This is a genomic window from Robertmurraya beringensis (assembly GCF_042433785.1).
GTDB classification, from domain to species: domain Bacteria; phylum Bacillota; class Bacilli; order Bacillales; family Cytobacillaceae; genus Robertmurraya_A; species Robertmurraya_A beringensis.
This window is the reverse complement of record NZ_JBHLUU010000092.1, coordinates 1-17823: the sequence shown is the minus strand read 5'-3', so window position 1 is coordinate 17823 and position 17823 is coordinate 1. Positions and strand designations below refer to the sequence as shown.

17 protein-coding genes and 2 pseudogenes are annotated in these 17823 nt (G+C 31.9%); 1 reads left to right on the top strand and 18 read right to left on the bottom strand.

The features are described 5' to 3' along the window. Positions 1 to 673: 673 nt before the first annotated feature. The 9 genes from ACFFHF_RS13015 to ACFFHF_RS12975 form a co-directional block, all read right to left on the bottom strand. Positions 674 to 1078, bottom strand: coding sequence for a hypothetical protein (locus ACFFHF_RS13015; RefSeq protein ID WP_377058341.1), 405 nt, complete (start codon positions 1076 to 1078; stop codon positions 674 to 676). Then, entirely contained in the window at positions 1068 to 2921 is a 1854-nt protein-coding gene (locus ACFFHF_RS13010; RefSeq protein ID WP_377058340.1) for a DUF2357 domain-containing protein, read from the bottom strand. Before ACFFHF_RS13010 ends, ACFFHF_RS13015 begins: the two co-directional genes overlap by 11 nt. Beyond that, positions 2905 to 4917 carry an McrB family protein gene (locus ACFFHF_RS13005; RefSeq protein WP_377058339.1) on the bottom strand — a complete coding sequence of 671 codons (2013 nt, stop codon included), beginning with the start codon at positions 4915 to 4917 and terminating at the stop codon, positions 2905 to 2907. Before ACFFHF_RS13005 ends, ACFFHF_RS13010 begins: the two co-directional genes overlap by 17 nt. After that, on the bottom strand, positions 4914 to 6326 hold the full coding sequence (locus tag ACFFHF_RS13000; RefSeq protein ID WP_377058338.1) for a hypothetical protein: 1413 nt from the start codon (positions 6324 to 6326) through the stop codon (positions 4914 to 4916). The genes ACFFHF_RS13005 and ACFFHF_RS13000 overlap by 4 nt, the downstream gene beginning before the upstream one ends. A gap of 386 nt (positions 6327 to 6712) precedes the next feature. Further along, a complete protein-coding gene (gene hepT, locus ACFFHF_RS12995; protein ID WP_377058337.1) occupies positions 6713 to 7117 on the bottom strand; it encodes a type VII toxin-antitoxin system HepT family RNase toxin in 405 nt (134 codons plus the stop codon). Next, complete coding sequence (mntA, locus tag ACFFHF_RS12990; RefSeq protein ID WP_377058336.1) at positions 7107 to 7511, bottom strand: type VII toxin-antitoxin system MntA family adenylyltransferase antitoxin; 405 nt, start codon at positions 7509 to 7511, stop codon at positions 7107 to 7109. Before mntA ends, hepT begins: the two co-directional genes overlap by 11 nt. Before the next feature lie 516 nt (positions 7512 to 8027). Beyond that, positions 8028 to 8162 carry a hypothetical protein gene (locus ACFFHF_RS12985; protein WP_377058335.1) on the bottom strand — a complete coding sequence of 45 codons (135 nt, stop codon included), beginning with the start codon at positions 8160 to 8162 and terminating at the stop codon, positions 8028 to 8030. 484 nt (positions 8163 to 8646) lie between these two features. Further along, complete coding sequence (locus ACFFHF_RS12980; RefSeq protein WP_377058334.1) at positions 8647 to 9000, bottom strand: lysophospholipid acyltransferase family protein; 354 nt, start codon at positions 8998 to 9000, stop codon at positions 8647 to 8649. Between the two features lie 24 nt (positions 9001 to 9024). Further along, entirely contained in the window at positions 9025 to 9234 is a 210-nt protein-coding gene (locus ACFFHF_RS12975) for a hypothetical protein (protein WP_377058333.1), read from the bottom strand. Positions 9235 to 9514: 280 nt separating this feature from the next. Here ACFFHF_RS12975 and ACFFHF_RS12970 point away from each other — a divergent pair. After that, a protein-coding gene (locus ACFFHF_RS12970; protein ID WP_377058332.1) for an IS3 family transposase occupies positions 9515 to 11073 on the top strand; the annotation gives its coding sequence in 2 pieces (ribosomal slippage) (positions 9515 to 10157 and positions 10157 to 11073; 1560 coding nt in all). A gap of 144 nt (positions 11074 to 11217) precedes the next feature. Here the strand turns inward: ACFFHF_RS12970 and ACFFHF_RS12965 are convergent. The 9 genes and pseudogenes from ACFFHF_RS12965 to ACFFHF_RS12925 all read right to left on the bottom strand — a co-directional run. After that, complete coding sequence (locus tag ACFFHF_RS12965; protein ID WP_066154487.1) at positions 11218 to 11649, bottom strand: cell wall hydrolase; 432 nt, start codon at positions 11647 to 11649, stop codon at positions 11218 to 11220. A 73-nt stretch (positions 11650 to 11722) separates the two neighbouring features. Continuing rightward, on the bottom strand, positions 11723 to 12805 hold the full coding sequence (locus ACFFHF_RS12960; protein ID WP_377058331.1) for a Ger(x)C family spore germination protein: 1083 nt from the start codon (positions 12803 to 12805) through the stop codon (positions 11723 to 11725). After that, the gene (locus ACFFHF_RS12955; protein ID WP_160549343.1) at positions 12798 to 13880 is read right to left on the bottom strand and encodes a GerAB/ArcD/ProY family transporter; all 1083 of its coding nucleotides are present in this window, start codon (positions 13878 to 13880) and stop codon (positions 12798 to 12800) included. The genes ACFFHF_RS12960 and ACFFHF_RS12955 overlap by 8 nt, the downstream gene beginning before the upstream one ends. Positions 13881 to 13899: 19 nt before the next feature. Beyond that, positions 13900 to 15264 (bottom strand): spore germination protein, encoded by a 1365-nt coding sequence (locus tag ACFFHF_RS12950; protein ID WP_160549344.1) that lies wholly within the window; start codon positions 15262 to 15264, stop codon positions 13900 to 13902. 244 nt (positions 15265 to 15508) lie between these two features. After that, positions 15509 to 15682: a hypothetical protein gene (locus tag ACFFHF_RS12945; RefSeq protein ID WP_017250230.1), complete on the bottom strand. Its 174-nt coding sequence runs from the start codon at positions 15680 to 15682 to the stop codon at positions 15509 to 15511. 1 nt (position 15683) lies between these two features. Continuing rightward, a complete protein-coding gene (locus tag ACFFHF_RS12940; RefSeq protein WP_160549348.1) occupies positions 15684 to 16121 on the bottom strand; it encodes an Hsp20/alpha crystallin family protein in 438 nt (145 codons plus the stop codon). Between the two features lie 190 nt (positions 16122 to 16311). Continuing rightward, positions 16312 to 16668, bottom strand: a pseudogene (locus tag ACFFHF_RS12935) (hypothetical protein); the annotation flags it as partial. A 58-nt stretch (positions 16669 to 16726) separates the two neighbouring features. Further along, a pseudogene (locus tag ACFFHF_RS12930) lies at positions 16727 to 17368 on the bottom strand (IS21 family transposase); the annotation flags it as partial. Between the two features lie 205 nt (positions 17369 to 17573). Further along, a partial coding sequence (locus ACFFHF_RS12925) for a YetF domain-containing protein (protein ID WP_377058330.1) occupies positions 17574 to 17823 on the bottom strand: 250 nt, incomplete at its 5' end.

The window sequence follows — 17823 nt, the reverse complement described above, 5'->3', positions numbered from 1 at the left end:
CTTTCAATAGACTATTTCCAGTATATTTGAAAGCAAGCCAGCTTAGGGTAAACTGTTAAATCTTATTTGTGGAATTCTGTTTACTCTTAATTGTGGAAAACTGTTAATTCTAGTTTATCGTTTACACTAAGTCTTCAGTACGACAAAAGGGAGCTCCGGCAGTATGTCCAGCCAGCTCCCCTGGTATGTAATCATGTGAACATGCCAACATGCTTTTTAATAATCAGCGACTAGCCATTCTAATCGACCTGTGACAGATTCTCCATATAGTTTAGCAACTTCATCATATAAATCATTAAGAACATCTAAACCCCTGAGAACTTTAACTTTTTCTTATCCTCTTGTATAGGTCAGCGTCAGTCATAGACTCAACTTCAGCTGCTCCACCCAACTTCCTCTTCATGTCCTCAGCTACTCCATCTAATCCATCTCATAAACTTGACGATTTATTAGACTGATTCTTACGAGCCTCTAGGTATTTTCAAGATCATTTTATAGACCTTCTGCAATATCCTTTAGTGCATTTTGAGCTGACATTAGGTTTTTGATAGTTAGTCTTCAACCTTCATATGAGGAGAAAAAACCACCTTGAGAAAAAAGGCCCTCCTTATAGAGAGCCCTTTTAATTGTAATATAATATACTGAAATCTTCTCAAAGAAATTTGTTTTAAAGTCAAATTTCTTTTGGGGATAACTGAAAGTAATGAATTTTTGCATAGTTTTCCCAAAGCTCGTGTAATTCTATTATTTGTTCTTCTCTTAAGTGAGCAAAAGTTTTTTTAAATTCAATTAGGAGATCCTCCTTTAAAGAAACAAATCCCCCTTTTACTTGTTCTTCATCCATTAATAAAAATAGAAGGTGATCTTTTCCTACATAATATTCTGTAAACAAGTTAATCGAAGGTTCAACAACAATTAATCGAAAAATAGAGGATGAACCGTATAATTCGTAATAAGCTGAATGGTTATTACCAGAAAAATAATTAATACCTGTTGAATCTTCAGCCATATTAAGTTTTGGCCCTTTCATAAATTTCTTTCTAAGTATTTTTTGTATTTCTATTTCCTTATTTAACATGTAACCCCTCGCTCTCCTCTACTTGCGATAAAAACTGATCTATAACCTCTTTTAATCTTTCGTATCCAAATGGTTTTGTACCATCAAAGGAAGGATCACAAGGCTCAAGCTGAAGATAAATTAAACTGTCACCATATATATGATCAGTCTTTAAAGGCTCTATACCTTCTTGTTTGGGATACAATACTACAACTTGCTTGATAGGCCTTTTTACCGGTCCACTTATCGATGCTTGGGAGTCAAAGTATTCGAGATTAAGAAAATCAAGAAGCTGCCATTTTATATCTGGAATAATTCGTTCGTTATAGATATATTTATGCCTGCGACACTTAGATTCAACTATTAAACCTGCTTTCTCGCTATATAACGATCCGTCATTCTTAAAAATTGTGATTCTAATATCTGGTCTTCTTCCTGAATGATTAAAGTATCTGCTATAACTTTTATCATTAATTGTACTTTCCAACTCTGTATCATATGCTACTTCAATAAAATGATCACCATTATCTTTTTCAAATCGCAATATTGTGTCAGATGGAAGTGTACCTATATGTTGATGAGGACTATCTTTACTTGCTAACCATCCATCAACCCATCTATAATCATTATCTCTTAAAATATCAATAATTATACCTACATTATAATATTCAAAAAGCTGCCATGTTCTCCTAAATTGAACTCCAGACACAGTTGATTCAATATTCTTTGTTTCCATCTTAAAAAGTTCTACATATAAAGAGTATAACTTACGATAGCGGTTATCTTTTAATAACCTCCTAGGAACTTTTGATGGTTTTTGTAGTTTTAGGTCCTGTATCCAATGAATATTTTCATATTCTGTAAACAGATATGTTAGTTGTCGTAAGAACCTTTTATGTTCCAAATAACTATCCTTTTCTTTGTTTAAATCCTCAATCCTACCAATTATTCTTTTCTCATTTCTTCTTAAGACTTCCAATGTTTTTTCATATCCGAAGGTATGATTACCTTGCAACTGATCTCTTGTATGTCCCAAGTTTGCTTTTTGCTGTTCAATTTTTATTGTTATTTTATGAGATTCTTTTTGAAAACTAACTTCTAACTTACGAAGTGCTTGAAGGAAATAATTAATAATGTATTTAACCCATTGATTCTCTATATTTTTATACCTTAGGATTGAATGTTTTTCGTAATACAATCTAGGACTAAATGTTAAAGAGTTTTTCTGTCCTGCTTTGTGAGCTTGCCATCTTAGGCTTTTTTGGTCTGGTTTCTTTGAAAAAGGTGTAACGCGATATTCACCGACCAGATCCATTATAGGATCACTCTTTATTAATTCCAGATTCTTTTGTAATATCCTTTTATGTTTATCTAAAAATTGAAAAAGTTGTAACAAAGTTGGGTTTAGGTCTGAACTAGGGGTAGCCATACCTAGTCTTTGTTTTATTAAATCATATGATAGACCATTCAATAGGTTCTCTAAATACTGTCTAAGATTAAATAGAGACTCATCAGAAAAATCTTTAGACTTAACACAATAGTAAGAAAAGTAGTTTTGATGTTTTGTAATTATTTCAAATTGATAATGACCAGGTACAAGCATATGTTCAGTATTTGTACCTCCCATAATAGTGACCGATTCATTCCCTGACTTAATTTCCAGTACATCCTCACTATTATAAGTTTCAATCCTAAGTAATGCATCTTCGTCAAAAGGGCAAGTAAAAATAATATCTACTTTATCGTATTCCTTTACTTCTATTTCAGAGTAAACAATTTCATTCTCGCTTATAATAGCCTCTTGTACTTTAGTAGCTGTATATGGACGATTTATTATAAATAATAGTTTAGGTTGCATATCCATTAACAGCTAGCTCCCTTGCCTTACGATTAAGCTCTTTTCTAGTTTTTTCAAAATAGCTAATTTCAAGAGCACTCTCACTACTAAAAAGTTTATATAACTCACCCTCGGGTTTTTCTTGACCTATCTCTAATGTACCAATCAAGTTTTCATAACTTTCTATTGGCCCTCTGATTTTAGTGATTACTCGTTGCTTAATAAATAAATCAATTGCCTTGTCTCTTTCGATATGAAATCCCTTCTCAGAATCATAGGGTAAATTATTTAAGTATGCTCCCATTCGTATTATATTTCTAATAGAAAAACCTTTTAGTGGATCGACACTAGATATGGCTTTGTCAATTGAATCAAAGAATTCAAGTTCATCTTCTTCAAAAGCATTCCAGTTTTCTTTGTTACTACGCCAAGACATGTAGACTTCCCCATATGCATCTTCTAAACCAGAACTATATATTTTACTTCTATCTACCTTCTCGAGTTCCTTTTTAATTTCTAGGAAGGACCGTTTTTCAAGAACAACTACATTTGAACGGTCTAATAAACGGTCGGATAAGTCCTTAGTAGTTTCATCTGTATTCATTGTTCCGACAATTACTAGATTGTTTTTAAGTTGTATACTGCTCTTATATTTTTGACTGTTATGGCAAACAGAATCCTTACTGTAGAGATGTAGAAAGCGTTCCTTTTCCTCTAATTCTAATAGTGAAATAAATGGTGAAAAATAATGTTCAATTTGACTTAAATTCATTTCATCCATAATTAACATGTGCACTTGACTTTCATTTTCTTGAGCGTTTAATAGAAACTCCACTAAACCTGTTTCTGCTGGCATATATAGACCTGTTGCAGGGTTTAAATATCCAAGGATATCACCTGGTTCAGTATAGGAAGGGGATATTGGCATTATGAGCATAGTTTTATTTTCCTGACTCAGCCCTAATGTTTCTCCATATAAAGTCGCTAATCTTGTCTTTCCGATACCACTTTGCCCAGACAAAATTGTTAATGCACTTGATTTAATACTTGTGTGGAAGTTAATTAGATCTTCCCGGCTGTAAACTAGATTCCTGGTTTTAGCTTTAATTTCAAGATTTTTTATGAAGTCAATTTCATCTAATTTTTCAGAAAAAGTGGACACATTCTCTTCAGCTCTATCCTCTTCTACTTCGGTAATCACATTTGGTTCCAAAGTTACTTCTTCCTCTAAATCTATAAGGAAAATTCCTTTTGTATCTAGTCTATCCGCAATATCTGTGTTAATAAATTCATCATTAAAAAATGCTAAAAAATCTCTTTCAGATCTAATGTATTTTTGCCTTTCCTCTTCTGAGATTTGAACACGTTTTATTGTAGTAGGAGAGGTAATAACACGTGCATTAGAACTCGATGGATCTACTCTCCATTGATTCTCTTTAATATTTCCATAAATGTAATCACCACATAGTACATATAATGGTGCCGGCATTGCGTGGTTATATTGCTCTAAATGAATTGCTTCCTCTAATAGTAATTTCTTTTCGAATTCTGATGGGGTTAAATCTATCCTGGGTACAGCGTAATAAGAAGTACCTCTCTCCAAATCTTCTTCTACTATTACATTATCGATATTTTTATAGAAGCGCTCAGTTCTCTCTTGTTGGGTAAGTACAGGTTTAAATAATAAAAGCTTACCTTCTAAAGTCTCCCGAATATATTTTATTATCTTGTTTACATCTTTTGTATATTTTAATTCTAAGGGCATATTACTAAAACTCTTACTCGAAAGACCAATATACATTTTGTTCATGTGAATACGGTTTTCAACTTCAGTTATTTCTTTAGGTTCCTGACTTAACGGTTTTACAAAAAACAATACGTCATTCATAGACTGGGAATAGGTTACTGGTTCGTTGTCATCTCCTATCCTTGGTAAATAATCTTCTTTAGAAGCTAGGACACCCACAATGTAATTTTCCTTTATTTGTTCAAGCACTTTGTTTGAGTAAAATTTAGTTGTCATTTAGTAACAGCATTCCTTTCAGTTGTCTTCATATATCCAATCCATTCTATAAATTCTTTAAATGTTTCTAAATATAAAGGTTTAAAAGTTTTCCCCTTACTTTCAACCACTTGTTTAACTAATTTATACTTTTTTGTTGGTACACCCCTCATTAAAAAAAACAAAGTTTTTATCTTAGGATTATCAATTAAGTCTAGATAGTCACCTTTATTCTCTACATTTGAAATTGGTAATTCAGGGTACATTTCAATTGTTTGTTCGTAATCTGTTAAACAAATAATCCCCCAATCACAGCTGAAAGAAAGATCTGTTTTATACATTTCTTTTCTTTCATAATCAATTAATTTTTTCATTTCTAATTCTTCAGTTATTTTATATAATTTTTTTTCATAGTCTTTTTGTTTTTGTATAATTCTCTTCTCTTGGTCGGAGAATATGTTTGATAACCTCTGGACCTCTTCAAGATGCATATGTTCAATATTTTTTATTTTGGCATCCTTATTTTCTATACTTATTTCTAACAGTTTTAATATCTTGTTCTTCTGTTTTAACTCGGCCTTTAAGTTAGATATTTCTTTATTCTTTTCAATAATGACTCGTTTAACAGCTTCTTCCTCCGCTTTAGTATTTGAAATCGCAGCGTTTAGCTTTTCATCGAGATCATTAATTGCATCTACTCTCTGTTGCTCTAATGAAAAAAATAAGGATTCTATAGCAAGTAAAAGTGCTATATCACTTTCCTCATCAGGATGGGTAAGGATATATGCGGCGTTAGAAATTTCAATTCCAAACTCCTGTTTCAATTTATTTCTAGATGAATAAAATTGTAAAAGGTCCAGATCCTTAACTCTTTCTTTACATTTTTCAAGATTGTCGTCTATGTTCTCCTTTTGGAACTTTTTTAAATTATTAAATATATTGATTGAGGCTTTTTCACCAATATAATCACGTGATTTTCTTAGGAACTCCTTTAAGTTCTCAATAGTCTCAAAACTTTCACCTATATCTAGAGGTTTATTGCCATTATTTATGTTTTTCTCTATTTGGTCTAATTTATTTCTCATTTCTTCCGGAAACTTTAGTAATAAATCTGCAAATCCTATATAAGAAGGAACGATAGTATCATCGTCCTCATTTAAAAAGTTAATATATTCAGTAAAGTTATTAATTTGTACTTTTGGAAATTTATAATTATTTATATATGTATAAAATGGATCGGGCGCACCTTTTTTTCTTTTACGTATCATATTTGGAGTAATACACTTAAAAACCTTTTTTAAATGGATTTTCTTTTGTTCAAGGGTTGCAGTATTCTTTCTAGTACCTGTAGGAGTTTCTTGGAAATAGGTTAAAATTTTATTAGCTTCTTGTTCATCCAATAAATCTACAAAAAGTTCCATTTCTTTCATTATAATCCCCCTTTTATAATAATTTTATTATATCATTTTGGTAAAAATATCCCAGAAAAATGTCGAATCATTATAAATAGTTTTAAATAAAAAAAGAAATAGTCTATTAGATTTATTGATAAAGGTTATGAATTCTCATAAATTAATGATGAATTAACTATTTTATATAATTTGATTTCTATTGAATTTTTTGGGTTGATAATGATGTATTAAAGTGGATTCTTAAACTGCCTTTAATTGTAATTGGTGAAAACCAAGTTTATCTTTAATCTCGTTAATCAATAAAACCACCAGTTTATGATTATGGTCTATATTAATTTTTGTTTTTTTCAAAATTCGTATAATAAATGAACAAAAGGAAAGATGACGTAGTCACCTCCCCTTTGCTAGTAAATCAGTATTGTTTTGGTAAATTGAAGAAAATCAACCAAATGATTTTCTAGAATTTTCTGTAATATTTCTAAATTAATCTCTTGATAATCATGTACAGCAATGTTTCTAAACCCCACCATTGCTTTCATCTTATTTGATAATGAAGAAGGAATTATATTCTCTAGCTCTAACAGTGTAAAAGCATCACGACTGTTCTGTGGTAAACCAAGTTTTTTCTCTGCTACAATATGCATTGCAAGATCTATACTTGCTTCGCACGCGCGTTGTAGGTTTAATATAATAGAGTCTTGTTTAGTGAAATTCTTTAGATGCTCGGGGTTATTTCCATACTCCTCATGTATTCGCCTAATACAACGTTCAATAATATTTATTTTATTTAAAATGACATCATTTTTCATATATTGACCCACTTTCATCTATTTGTTTTAAGATGGGAGCTCTTTCCTCGTTTAGTTTGGCATACATCTTGAAAATTTTGAGTTCAAACTCTGCCTTTACTTGTTGGTCTTTGCAATATATTGTTCTTCCTGTATGAATAATTTGCGCCTGGAACACAGTACTCGCCTTTGTAAGATCTATGAGATCAACTTCGATACTTAATTTTGAAGCTAATTCTTGTGCCATTAGAAACAGATCATACTTTTCTATTTCATTTTCAGCAAGAAAAGCAATATCTACATCGCTGTCCTTATTAATTCTCCCAGTCACTCTGGACCCAAAAAGTATGATTAATAATGGAGATATTTTATTTGATAAAAATTGAATTATCTTTTTTTCAATATGCTCTTCCAACCTTAACTTCCTCCTAAGAGCTTTCTTTCAATTATAGCAAATATTCCCTACAAAGTCTTATTCCTCATCTATTCATAAATGTTGTACTATGATACAGAAGCAAATACATCAATTTTGGATTAATGTTTGGAGGGATTAGGATTTGTTCCAGAGGAAAATCGAGTTTTACATAATGAACATATAAAAATTTTACAAGCTTTAGAGAATAGCGACGAGCAATAAGTAGGAACATTGATCAAAAAGCATTAAATAAAGAAATTGATTAAAACCAATATATAAGTAGTCTGGTTTGATCCCTATCTATAGTGTATATGTTTAAAAATACCAAAAACAGTGGAATACTAGAATACAAAAATAAATTTAACTTTCGATAACATGTGCTATGTCGTTGAATAAACAGATTAACAAAGGTTTTATAACAACAATAAGCGACCTTGTTCATCCTAAACAGATAAATAAGGTCGCTTACTCTATTTTCTCAATCATTACTTTACCCCTTAAACTTACTTTATTACTCTAATGTTTTATCATATCTATAGATTGATCTGCATTATCTTTAACTTGATGAAACAAATATGAAAGATATGAGTTTATTTCAAACCGATCTTTAATAACAAAGTCAGAAAACGTTAAATGGTTTTGTCTCGACACTATTTACCCCCCTTTATCTAAATACCATATCTTAATAATTACCAATCTATAATACTTTTAGACACTTTAAAGTAGTTTTTACTATATAAATAATCGGAACACCGATAAACTTTTCGAAATCCATTCCTAGTATCAGCCCCACCTACGCCAGATACTATGACAGCCACTCATGCCATCCAACCTATTACCATTATAATTGAAAGCGTTTACATATTCAAAGGTTATTAGGAAACAAGTTTCGACATAAAAAGAAGTGGAATTAACTTGATGTAATTATCAAAATACATATTCAATATTATGAAAAAAGGTCAAGGTGTTGATTTTAATTTGCTCAACACAACTAAATGTTTTAGAATTTTAATATTGTATTGAAAAAAATTATTCTAGAATGTACATTTTTAATTTGAATTTATCGTAGTTTATTTTCCGACAAATTTTAGCAATAATAAAAGATCTTCTCTTTTGAGAAGATCCTTTCTTTTATTTAATACAGTTCTTTAAAAGTGATCTCCATTTTTGACTCATCTTCCTGATACGCATACCCTTCTTTAATTAAAATCGGAGCGATATAAGAAGCTAGAGCTGTCCTAGTTACGTTTGCTCGGAGCCATTCACCTAGACTACCATCTTGGGGATTGGTTCTACTAGTACCTATTAAGACCTTACGACCTTTAAATTCTTTCAGAAGCTGGTCAAGGTGCTCTTTATGAATGGTTTTTTCCCGATCAAAGTCATGACCAAAATACAAAGTTATTCCTGTATCAACTGAACCTTTATATTTAAACCGCTTCATTCTTTGTAATGTGACAACATCGTTTACATTCTCAACTAGATTCAATATAAATACCACCTTTTAAGCTAGTTATCCTATTACTTTTAAAATAGTTTGGTAAAAAACAAAGAGCATTAACGCTATAGAGAGGCCGTTGGAGAAATTATTTGGTACTTTCAAACTCCGTAGCAGATACTTACAAATCAAACCGGTTAGTAAAGGAACAAATAATATTACAGCTAGTTTCATAGCCATACCATCTATCGTCCCTTTAAGTGGACTGAAATCAATCTTGTTCATTCGTTATACTCCTTATTAATTTAAAAGGTCTTTCCTGTTTTTACGATTATTTTTTCTTAAAACTGAATAATGAAAAAGTCTTAATCAATCTGGGGTACCGTCAGGAAAATGCGGATTTACAACGCTAAGCCTATTTTCCTGACGGTACCCCATATTTATCACCTCAAGATTTTCTTAATACAAGTTTAAATCAAAAAAGACTGTAAGCAAATGATATGCTCCCCCTAAGGTAGACAGATTAAAAAATAAAAATCTGTTTTTGCCTTAGGGGGAGCTTTTTATGTCTAATAAGTTTTATTCAAGTCAGTTTAAGTATGAAGTAGTGACAGCTTATAAGAACGAGGACTTTTCAGTTAAAGAGCTGACGGAAAGATATCAAATACCTAACGTTACCTTATACAGCTGGGTAGAGATATTTGAGAAAGATGGAGTAAAGGGCTTTGAAGACTCTAAAACGCATAAAGCATATACAAAAGAGTTAAAAGAAGCAGCGGTGAGGGATTATTTATCAGGGGAATATTCTCAATATGAGATTGTTCGAACGTATGGAATCTCGAGTAGAAGTGTCCTCATAGGGTGGATTAACAAGTATAATAGTCATATAGAGTTAAAAGGTTCGTTGGAAGGAAGTGTGCTCTCTATGACTAATGGTCGAAATACTACTTGGGTTGAACGCATTCAAATTGTAATGGGTTGCTTGGGAAACGGAAAAAATTATAAGCAAACAGCTGAGGAATATGAAGTCTCCTATCAACAGGTGTATCAATGGGTTAGGAAGTATGAAAAAGGCGGAGATGAAGCGCTTAAAGATAATCGTGGTAGAAAAAAGGAAGAAGCAGAGCTAACTTCAGAAGAGAAAATGAAACTTCAGATGACCAGGCTAGAGAGAGAAAATGAACGGTTACGCGCAGAGAATTTATTTTTAAAAAAGTTAGAGGAGATCGAAAGGAGGCGAAAATAAGCTACATTCCATTTGAAAATAAATATATAGCGATTAAGGAACTTCAAGAAAAAGAAGGTCTAAGCATACTCTTACTCTGTGAAATCGCTTGTATCTCACGAGCCGCTTATTATAAGTGGTTAAATCGTACTCCTTCTGTTCGAGAACTTCAAAACGAAGAAATTATAAAAGCGATGAAACTTCTACATATAAAGGTGAACGGAATTTATGGTTACCGTAGAATGACCCTAAATTTGAATCGGGAGTTCGAAGAAAACTTCAATCATAAACGTATATATAGACTGATGAAAGTGGCAGAAATACACTGCGTTATCCGCAAAAAAAAGACACGTTATAAGAAATCTACCCCTCAACACGTTGCAGAGAATGTATTAAACCGTGAGTTCACAGCGGAAGAACCAAATAAAAAATGGGTAACAGATGTCACAGAATTTAAATATGGTTCAAGCAAAAAGGCTTATTTAAGCGCTATTCTTGACCTGTATGACGGCTCGATTGTTAGCTATGTTTTAGGACATTCCAATAATAATAACCTTGTATTTAAGACGCTTGATCAAGCAACTGTTCTTTTGGATGGGAACCATCCCCTTATTCATAGTGATCGGGGATTCCAATACACCTCAAGTAAATTTAAAGAAAAGATAGAAAAGGCAAACATGACTCAAAGCATGTACCGAGTAGGTAAATGTATTGATAATGGCCCAATGGAATCATTTTGGGGAACACTCAAAAGTGAGAAATATTATCTTAACAATTACGATTCATTTGAAGAGCTTTCTATAGCTATAGATGAATACATTAGTTTCTATAATCATGAGCGATATCAAAAACGACTAAACGGCCTTAGCCCCCTAGAATATAGAGCTAAAGCCGTTTAAAGTCTTTTATTATTTCCACTGTCTACTTGACAGGGGACAGATCAAAACTCAATTTTCATGGGTTTGTCTACAGTCTGACTTAAGCTTGCTTAAGTTTCTTTTGTTTATTTTTCTTTACAATTTTCTTAGAGATTATTGTTATATTCAATAAACCCTATATACATCTGGACATTCGGATTCAACAGGTGAGTAGAAGCAATGAAGTTTATATCGGCCACTATTCCACTGATTCCACCACTGGGCAGGGCAAGTGCCATTCGGTCTAAAAAACCATAGTGCTCGTTCTGCTGGATGATGCCTTTCACCATTAATTATTCGTTCTGCTAATCTGATTTCTTTTTCTCTTGCCCTTTGATAAAAGTATGGATGGTGTACGGCTTCAAATCCTCCAGGGGACTGCCAAACCATTCGTTCTACAGAATTAATATCAACAAAATCTAAACACCTTACTCGTACTCTATTTACACAAACATTGGCGACTAATAACATTCCTTGCTCCCCTTCACCTTCTGCTTCCGCACGGATAAGTCTTGCTAGAAGTCTTTTATCATTATAACTTGCCTTTATTACAGCCATGATGCCCTCCTTTGCATTAAGTCATACTTAAATACTATTCATTAAAGCCATGATAAATACTCAGCAAGTTTTTCTATTTAACCATCCCGGTATCAATTATTTTAACGGTAACACTAGGGGTAATATTCACCCTGTCAATTGTCTTGGGCCAGTCCAAGTTTTTCCATGTTTGATAATCCATTTTTTGTTTTATATACTTTCCTAAACCGAGGTTATCTATTTGATGTTCCTTCATAGTTTCCAATATATCTCGTATTTGATTTTCAATATTTTCTTGAATGTAATTCTCTAATGCTTCTATTTCTTTTTCATTAGTAATGTCTTTATTTCCTTGGTATTCCAGTAAGAAGCCTTTAAAATCAATTGACAACTTCACATCTATTTCTTCTTTATCTCCTAGTGTAACATCTATACTTCTTTTATTCGTTAAAAAACTAAATAATACTTTTTCTTCTTCGTTTTTAATTAATAAATCACCTTCTTTAAACTCTCCAGTTAGTAAAAAAAAGATTCTTGCTTGTATGGCTGGTATGGTTGTTTTTAACTGGTCACCACTAAATAACCCGATTCCGTCCGACATTATTCCGTCTTCCGATTGTAAAATAATAGGAGCAATAGGATCAATAGCATCGTCTAGGTAATCTTTTGCAAATTTATGTATATCCATTTCAGGAATTGTATTTAACCTTGCTTCTTTTTTTAGAAGATTTTCGATTATAGTGTCAACCATTTCATATTCTGGATAGTCCTTTGATAATAATTGTTTTGGATTGCTTTTTACTATTGACAGTTTTACTGTAGGTCTTGAAACAGGGTCTCGATAAAATGTGTCAATTAAATCCCATACTCCCTTTTCTGCTAGTTTCTCTCCAATTAAAATACTTCGAACTTGCCCGGAAACTAAATTTTTATATGTTTTTTTACTTAAAAATATTCTTGATTCCTTCGAAGTTTCAACCACCGTAGTGATTGTCTGTTGTTTTAAGGTTTCTGCTACTGGTAGAGATATTGTCACTTCAAGTTTCCCTGAATTTTCTCCTTCTTCAATTAACTCATAACCTATTGTATGAATAAACCCTAACTCTTCTACAATTTTTTGGTCCCTACATCCCGGTAGTACCAACAATATTAGAATAATTAGTAAGATTCTAGACATGTTTTCTCCTTCTTTTTAAAAATATAATTGTCAATACTAACAGTGGTAAGAAAATGGATATTAGTATTTGAACTTTTGCTAATAAAGATAACAAAGAAGTAAGTTCATTTTTGGTGACAAATGGTAATGTCACTAGGTTTCCAACTACCAGTAATGCAAAAGCACTACGTTGAGCACTCCACTTAACAACTCTTTTAAACGTAACTAAACTAATCCATATATACATCGTTATAGTAATTATTAACTTCAAATAAAATAATATAAAAAATCCGGAGTCCAATCGTTCAATAAAGTCAAATTCTATATACTGCAATAAATTTATTACGGGATAAACTTGATAATTTAATTGTTGGAAACTATTAAACCCGTAACAAAAAATCGTTACACTCAAATATATTAATGTGGTATACAGGTGCCCCCAAAACACGTATTTAAAAATCTTTTTCTCTTTTTTTATGTAAGGAAACATGAATAGTGTTACTTCAAACCCTAGAAATGCTGTATATAACTCTATCATGCCTCCATAAAAGTCATTATGTTCATTAAAAACAAAGGTAGAAAATTGCAAAAAAGAGAAATCGGGAACAAAATAAATTAAAAGGAATATCATTGGTGCTGATAAGAAGAAAAACAATGTAGAGACGTGAGCAATTGTTACGATTCCACTTGTCACAAGGTAATACGTAAGAATTAATGTTAACAGTACAAACCATTGTATATTTGTTTGTGGAAAGTATAAAAACTTCATAACATGTACATATTGTTTTGCAACTGTAATGGAAAGAACGGACCAAAATATACTCAAACAAAGATACAAAGGTTTGGCAATAATATTCACCTTTGAAAAAGAAGTCTCGATTGTTTGAAAAATTGAACTTCCTTTATTAAAATAATAAATTCCAGCAATTAATCCAATTTGAATCATAGCAAAAACTGAAATGGGTATAATCATTAACCAACCATTATATCCAAAATAATTGGCTATCATGTTAGGTAACATAAAGAGCACTATACTCGTTTGAGTCATATAAGTAATAAAAAAGAGATAGAACGGTTTAAATTTTTCAGTTTGCATATAAGGCTCCCTCCTTAACCTATTTCTTAAAAAACTGATAAGGAGCACGAATGATGGTATCTTTTATATCCTTCAAAGATAGTGGGGATATAGGCTTTAAATAATACTCCCCTAAATTCTTTAACCTGCAGAGGTGAATCAATATAATAACAAATCCAAAAATGATCCCAAAAAACCCCCCTATGGATGCAAGAATAATAAAGAAAAATCGAGTAATTCTTAAAGATGCTGTCATTATGATATGTGGTACTACAAAAGATGATATGGCAGATACAGAAACTACAATAATTAGAACATTGCTTGTAAAACCAGCCTCTACTGCCGCGGTACCAATTACTATTCCCCCAACTATGCCAATTGTTTGTCCAATTTTAGAAGGCAGTCTTGCTCCTGCTTCTCTTAACAATTCAATAATACCTTCAATAATTAATGCCTCAATAACTGGATTAAATGGTACTTTACTTCTTGATTGAATAAACTCATGAAGTAATTTAACAGGGATAATCTCATAATGAAACATTGACACTGCTACATAAAAAGCGGAAGCGAATAATGTTATAAATAGTGCAGCAAATCTTAATAACCTAGATAAAGTACCAAGTAACCACCGTTGATTATAATCATCTGGGGATTGAAAGAATTCAAAGAAATTTGTTGGGGTTGATAATGAGTAGGGACTGCCATCCATTAAACAAAGAACTCTGCCCTCAAGTAACTTAGATGTCGAGACATCTGGTCTCTCCGTCGTAAAATACTGCGGAAAAACAGATAACGGCTTCTTGTCTAAATACTGTATAATTTGATTTAAGTCATTAACTCCTTTTGTATCAATGTTATTGATCTTTTCTTGCAATCCTTTAACTAATATGGGAGAAGTAATCCCCTCAATATATAACAAATACATTTTCGTTTGTGTGATGGTACCTATGTTATAACTAAGAACTTTTAAACAGTCTGATTTAATCCTTCTCCTGATCATAGACAAGTTAGTTCCAATATCTTCTATAAAGGCTTCTTTGGATCCTACAATTACTGTTTCAATTTCTGCTGGAGTTACACTTCTTGTTTTAGGAACATAAATATCCACTGCATACGCAAGTGAATTTTGGTATATTATTAATGCTTTTCCTTCAAGTACTCCCTTAACCATTAAATTAATATCTTCTTCTTGTTGATATTGTTTTCTTCTTAATATAATTTTTACTTCCTCTTCATTTGTATTTGAAAAAGGTTGTAAAATGTTATTTTTCAACTCTTCTTCCCCTACTAGATGACCAAAATATAATACCTCAATTTTCAACTCTGGAAATGTCCTAATTACTAAGTCATCACAATAATCTAATCGATCTTTGACATGTACAGACAAGTTTTTATTTATGTACATAATATCCTCTCAAAATGTTAGTTTACAGTTAGCATTACAAAATTATGGTATTGTTATTCATAATTATTTATGTTGGTTATAGTAAACATGTTATTACAAAGATTGACCAAATAATCTTTTGTTAATTGCAAAACAAAAAAGACAAGTTATTTAACCTGTCTTTCTCTTTCGATGAATTAATTACAATTTAGGTACTATAATGATTATTTATTAGCTTATATAAAGCCTATGATCCTTATCAGATTTATAAAAAGCTCTTCTTAATATTATCTGTTAACTCAGAAATGACCTTTTTCTTTTGTTGTTCAGGTGAATGAATAGTTAAAATTATCAAATCCACCAAATCAGGACTTTCTTTAGCTAATTCCTGCATGTAGTCATACCCGAAATCTTTCATGACCAGTAGCAATTTACTCATGTTACTGGAAACTTACATCTATCTTCTTTTTTACGTCCTTCGCCACTTTTGGCATTGTTATTTCAAGTATTCCATTTTTGTACGTAGCTTTAACCCCATCATGTGAAACGGGGCTTGGAAGTGTTATCAGACGTTGAAAACGACCTGTATAGCGTTCCTTTTTTAACATATTTTCTTCTTTTATTTCATTGGTACGCTTGATAGAACCACTAATGCTTAATCTGTTATTTTGAATATCAATATCTACATCTTCTTTCTTTTCAAGACCAGGTAAATCACATGTTGCCACAACCTCATTCTCAGTTTCATGAACATCTACTCGAATCCCACCTATACCATGTTCATTGTCAAACGAAATTGGTAATTCCGAAAAGAAACGATCGAATTCTCTTCTCATATTTGATAATTGTCTAAATGGATCATAAGGTACTAATGACATATTCAATCCTCCTTGGTTATTTTCAAAGATATTATTCCAATTTTGTATACGTTTATTCTTAAATCCTTTATTTTACGTTCTGTACAAATGGATTCGTATCTGTACCAATTTTTAGAGTGTTTCTTTTAATACAACTTCCATAGAATTAACCCAAATAGCAGAATACAAACCCTTCAAGACCAATAATAATCTACTCAATCTCACATTCTATTTCCGTTTCATCTAACAAACTCACAACAATTCTTTCCCCTACAAATACAGTCAACTTTCTAATCAATGTAAAATATAACTCCAAATCAAACTCTGTTATTGGCTCTGCTTTTTCAATGAGCTCAATAAACTGTCTTACTCTATATTTTTGTAAATAATCATCACTATCTATGTTCTGCTGCCATTTTTCTAAAAAATAATCTTTGTTTTCTATTATGGCATTAAACGTGTTGATAAAGGCTTGATATAAGACCTTGTCATCAATATGCTTGTTTTCGCAGCTTTTCTCTCCTTTGACACTGTACTTTTTATTGCATCTCCAGACAATTCTTCTAAGCCTTTCATCGGTAGAGTTCCATACCTTTCTTCCAAATGGGCTACCACAATGCCCACATCTCCGTTAATATTGTTTTTGGAACTCCTCCAAACGCTTCAAAGCTTTCCATCAAAAAGGACATTAGTACACTTTGTGACTTTGACATGGTTAGTCCATAAGACTTGAATCTTGAATTACCTAACACTAGTACCCCGACATTGACGTATATAATTTCCCCCTCTTTTGTTATGTATCTAATGTTCTCTTTCCAATCAAATTGTGCTTGTTCCCCGGGAGGGGTATCAAAACGAACAACGGTCTTGTTCGCTTGAATTCTTTTTCCATCACTAAAGTATGCCTGGAATTCAGGTTTATCAGATATATAGCGTCGGAAAGATGACTGAGAACATTCTAACCCATGGTTATCTTTTAGATACTCCCATAGAATCCTCTTGTAGTAAAAGGTTTGTATAGATTCCTCTGAAAGTAGCTCAGATATAACGTTATATAAGTCATCTATTTTTGACTTTCTATTACGAGTTTTGCAAGAACTATTCCCATTTAAATATCGATCCACTGTCCTCCTATCTACACCTAATTCCCGCCCTAATCTACTTTTATTTATTTTCATATTTAGGCTCTCCATTAGAAGCTTTAACTTTGGTAAATCTTCCAAACAATTAATTTCTATATCTGTACTTATATCTAGATGTACATGCATCCTCTTCACCTCAGTGTAAGTATGCATGTATGACACTAAACTGTACATTCTTATGTAATCATTTCTGTACATTATTAAATTAGCATTTATACTCGGTGTTATAAGTGAAAAATTAGGCTTTAGTTACTTCATTAAAGCGCCTGATTGTTGAAGACTAAAGTTTATATTCACCAAGAAAATTGATGTGCTCTTATCCTAACAAATTTTATTTAGGACTTACATGTATGCCTTCACTCTCTCGCCAATCTGCGTAAAGTATACGCTTTAGATTATCATATCCATTGGTAGTTAATTGGTTATTTAACCACTGTTGATCAAATCCGAGTTCATGTAAATTATCCCATAAAATTTCCCCATCTATAATTAACGATGTTGGGAGGTCTACTGGACTTTCTGGAAGATTGAGATCTTGCTTGTCTGGTTTTTGATACTTGGATTTTAATAATAAACTTATT

What these genes read in the sequence shown, in the direction of transcription:
- hepT (WP_377058337.1), bottom strand. Translation starts at nt 7,117, where the DNA reads ATGAAAAATGATGTCATTTTAAATAAAATAAATATTATTGAACGTTGT.
- ACFFHF_RS12965 (WP_066154487.1), bottom strand. Translation starts at nt 11,649, where the DNA reads ATGGCTGTAATAAAGGCAAGTTATAATGATAAAAGACTTCTAGCAAGA.
- ACFFHF_RS13000 (WP_377058338.1), bottom strand. Translation starts at nt 6,326, where the DNA reads ATGAAAGAAATGGAACTTTTTGTAGATTTATTGGATGAACAAGAAGCT.
- ACFFHF_RS12940 (WP_160549348.1), bottom strand. Translation starts at nt 16,121, where the DNA reads ATGTCATTAGTACCTTATGATCCATTTAGACAATTATCAAATATGAGA.
- ACFFHF_RS12975 (WP_377058333.1), bottom strand. Translation starts at nt 9,234, where the DNA reads ATGAACAAGATTGATTTCAGTCCACTTAAAGGGACGATAGATGGTATG.
- ACFFHF_RS12950 (WP_160549344.1), bottom strand. Translation starts at nt 15,264, where the DNA reads ATGTACATAAATAAAAACTTGTCTGTACATGTCAAAGATCGATTAGAT.
- ACFFHF_RS12960 (WP_377058331.1), bottom strand. Translation starts at nt 12,805, where the DNA reads ATGTCTAGAATCTTACTAATTATTCTAATATTGTTGGTACTACCGGGA.
- ACFFHF_RS13015 (WP_377058341.1), bottom strand. Translation starts at nt 1,078, where the DNA reads ATGTTAAATAAGGAAATAGAAATACAAAAAATACTTAGAAAGAAATTT.
- ACFFHF_RS13005 (WP_377058339.1), bottom strand. Translation starts at nt 4,917, where the DNA reads ATGACAACTAAATTTTACTCAAACAAAGTGCTTGAACAAATAAAGGAA.
- ACFFHF_RS12945 (WP_017250230.1), bottom strand. Translation starts at nt 15,682, where the DNA reads ATGAGTAAATTGCTACTGGTCATGAAAGATTTCGGGTATGACTACATG.
- ACFFHF_RS12955 (WP_160549343.1), bottom strand. Translation starts at nt 13,880, where the DNA reads ATGCAAACTGAAAAATTTAAACCGTTCTATCTCTTTTTTATTACTTAT.
- ACFFHF_RS13010 (WP_377058340.1), bottom strand. Translation starts at nt 2,921, where the DNA reads ATGGATATGCAACCTAAACTATTATTTATAATAAATCGTCCATATACA.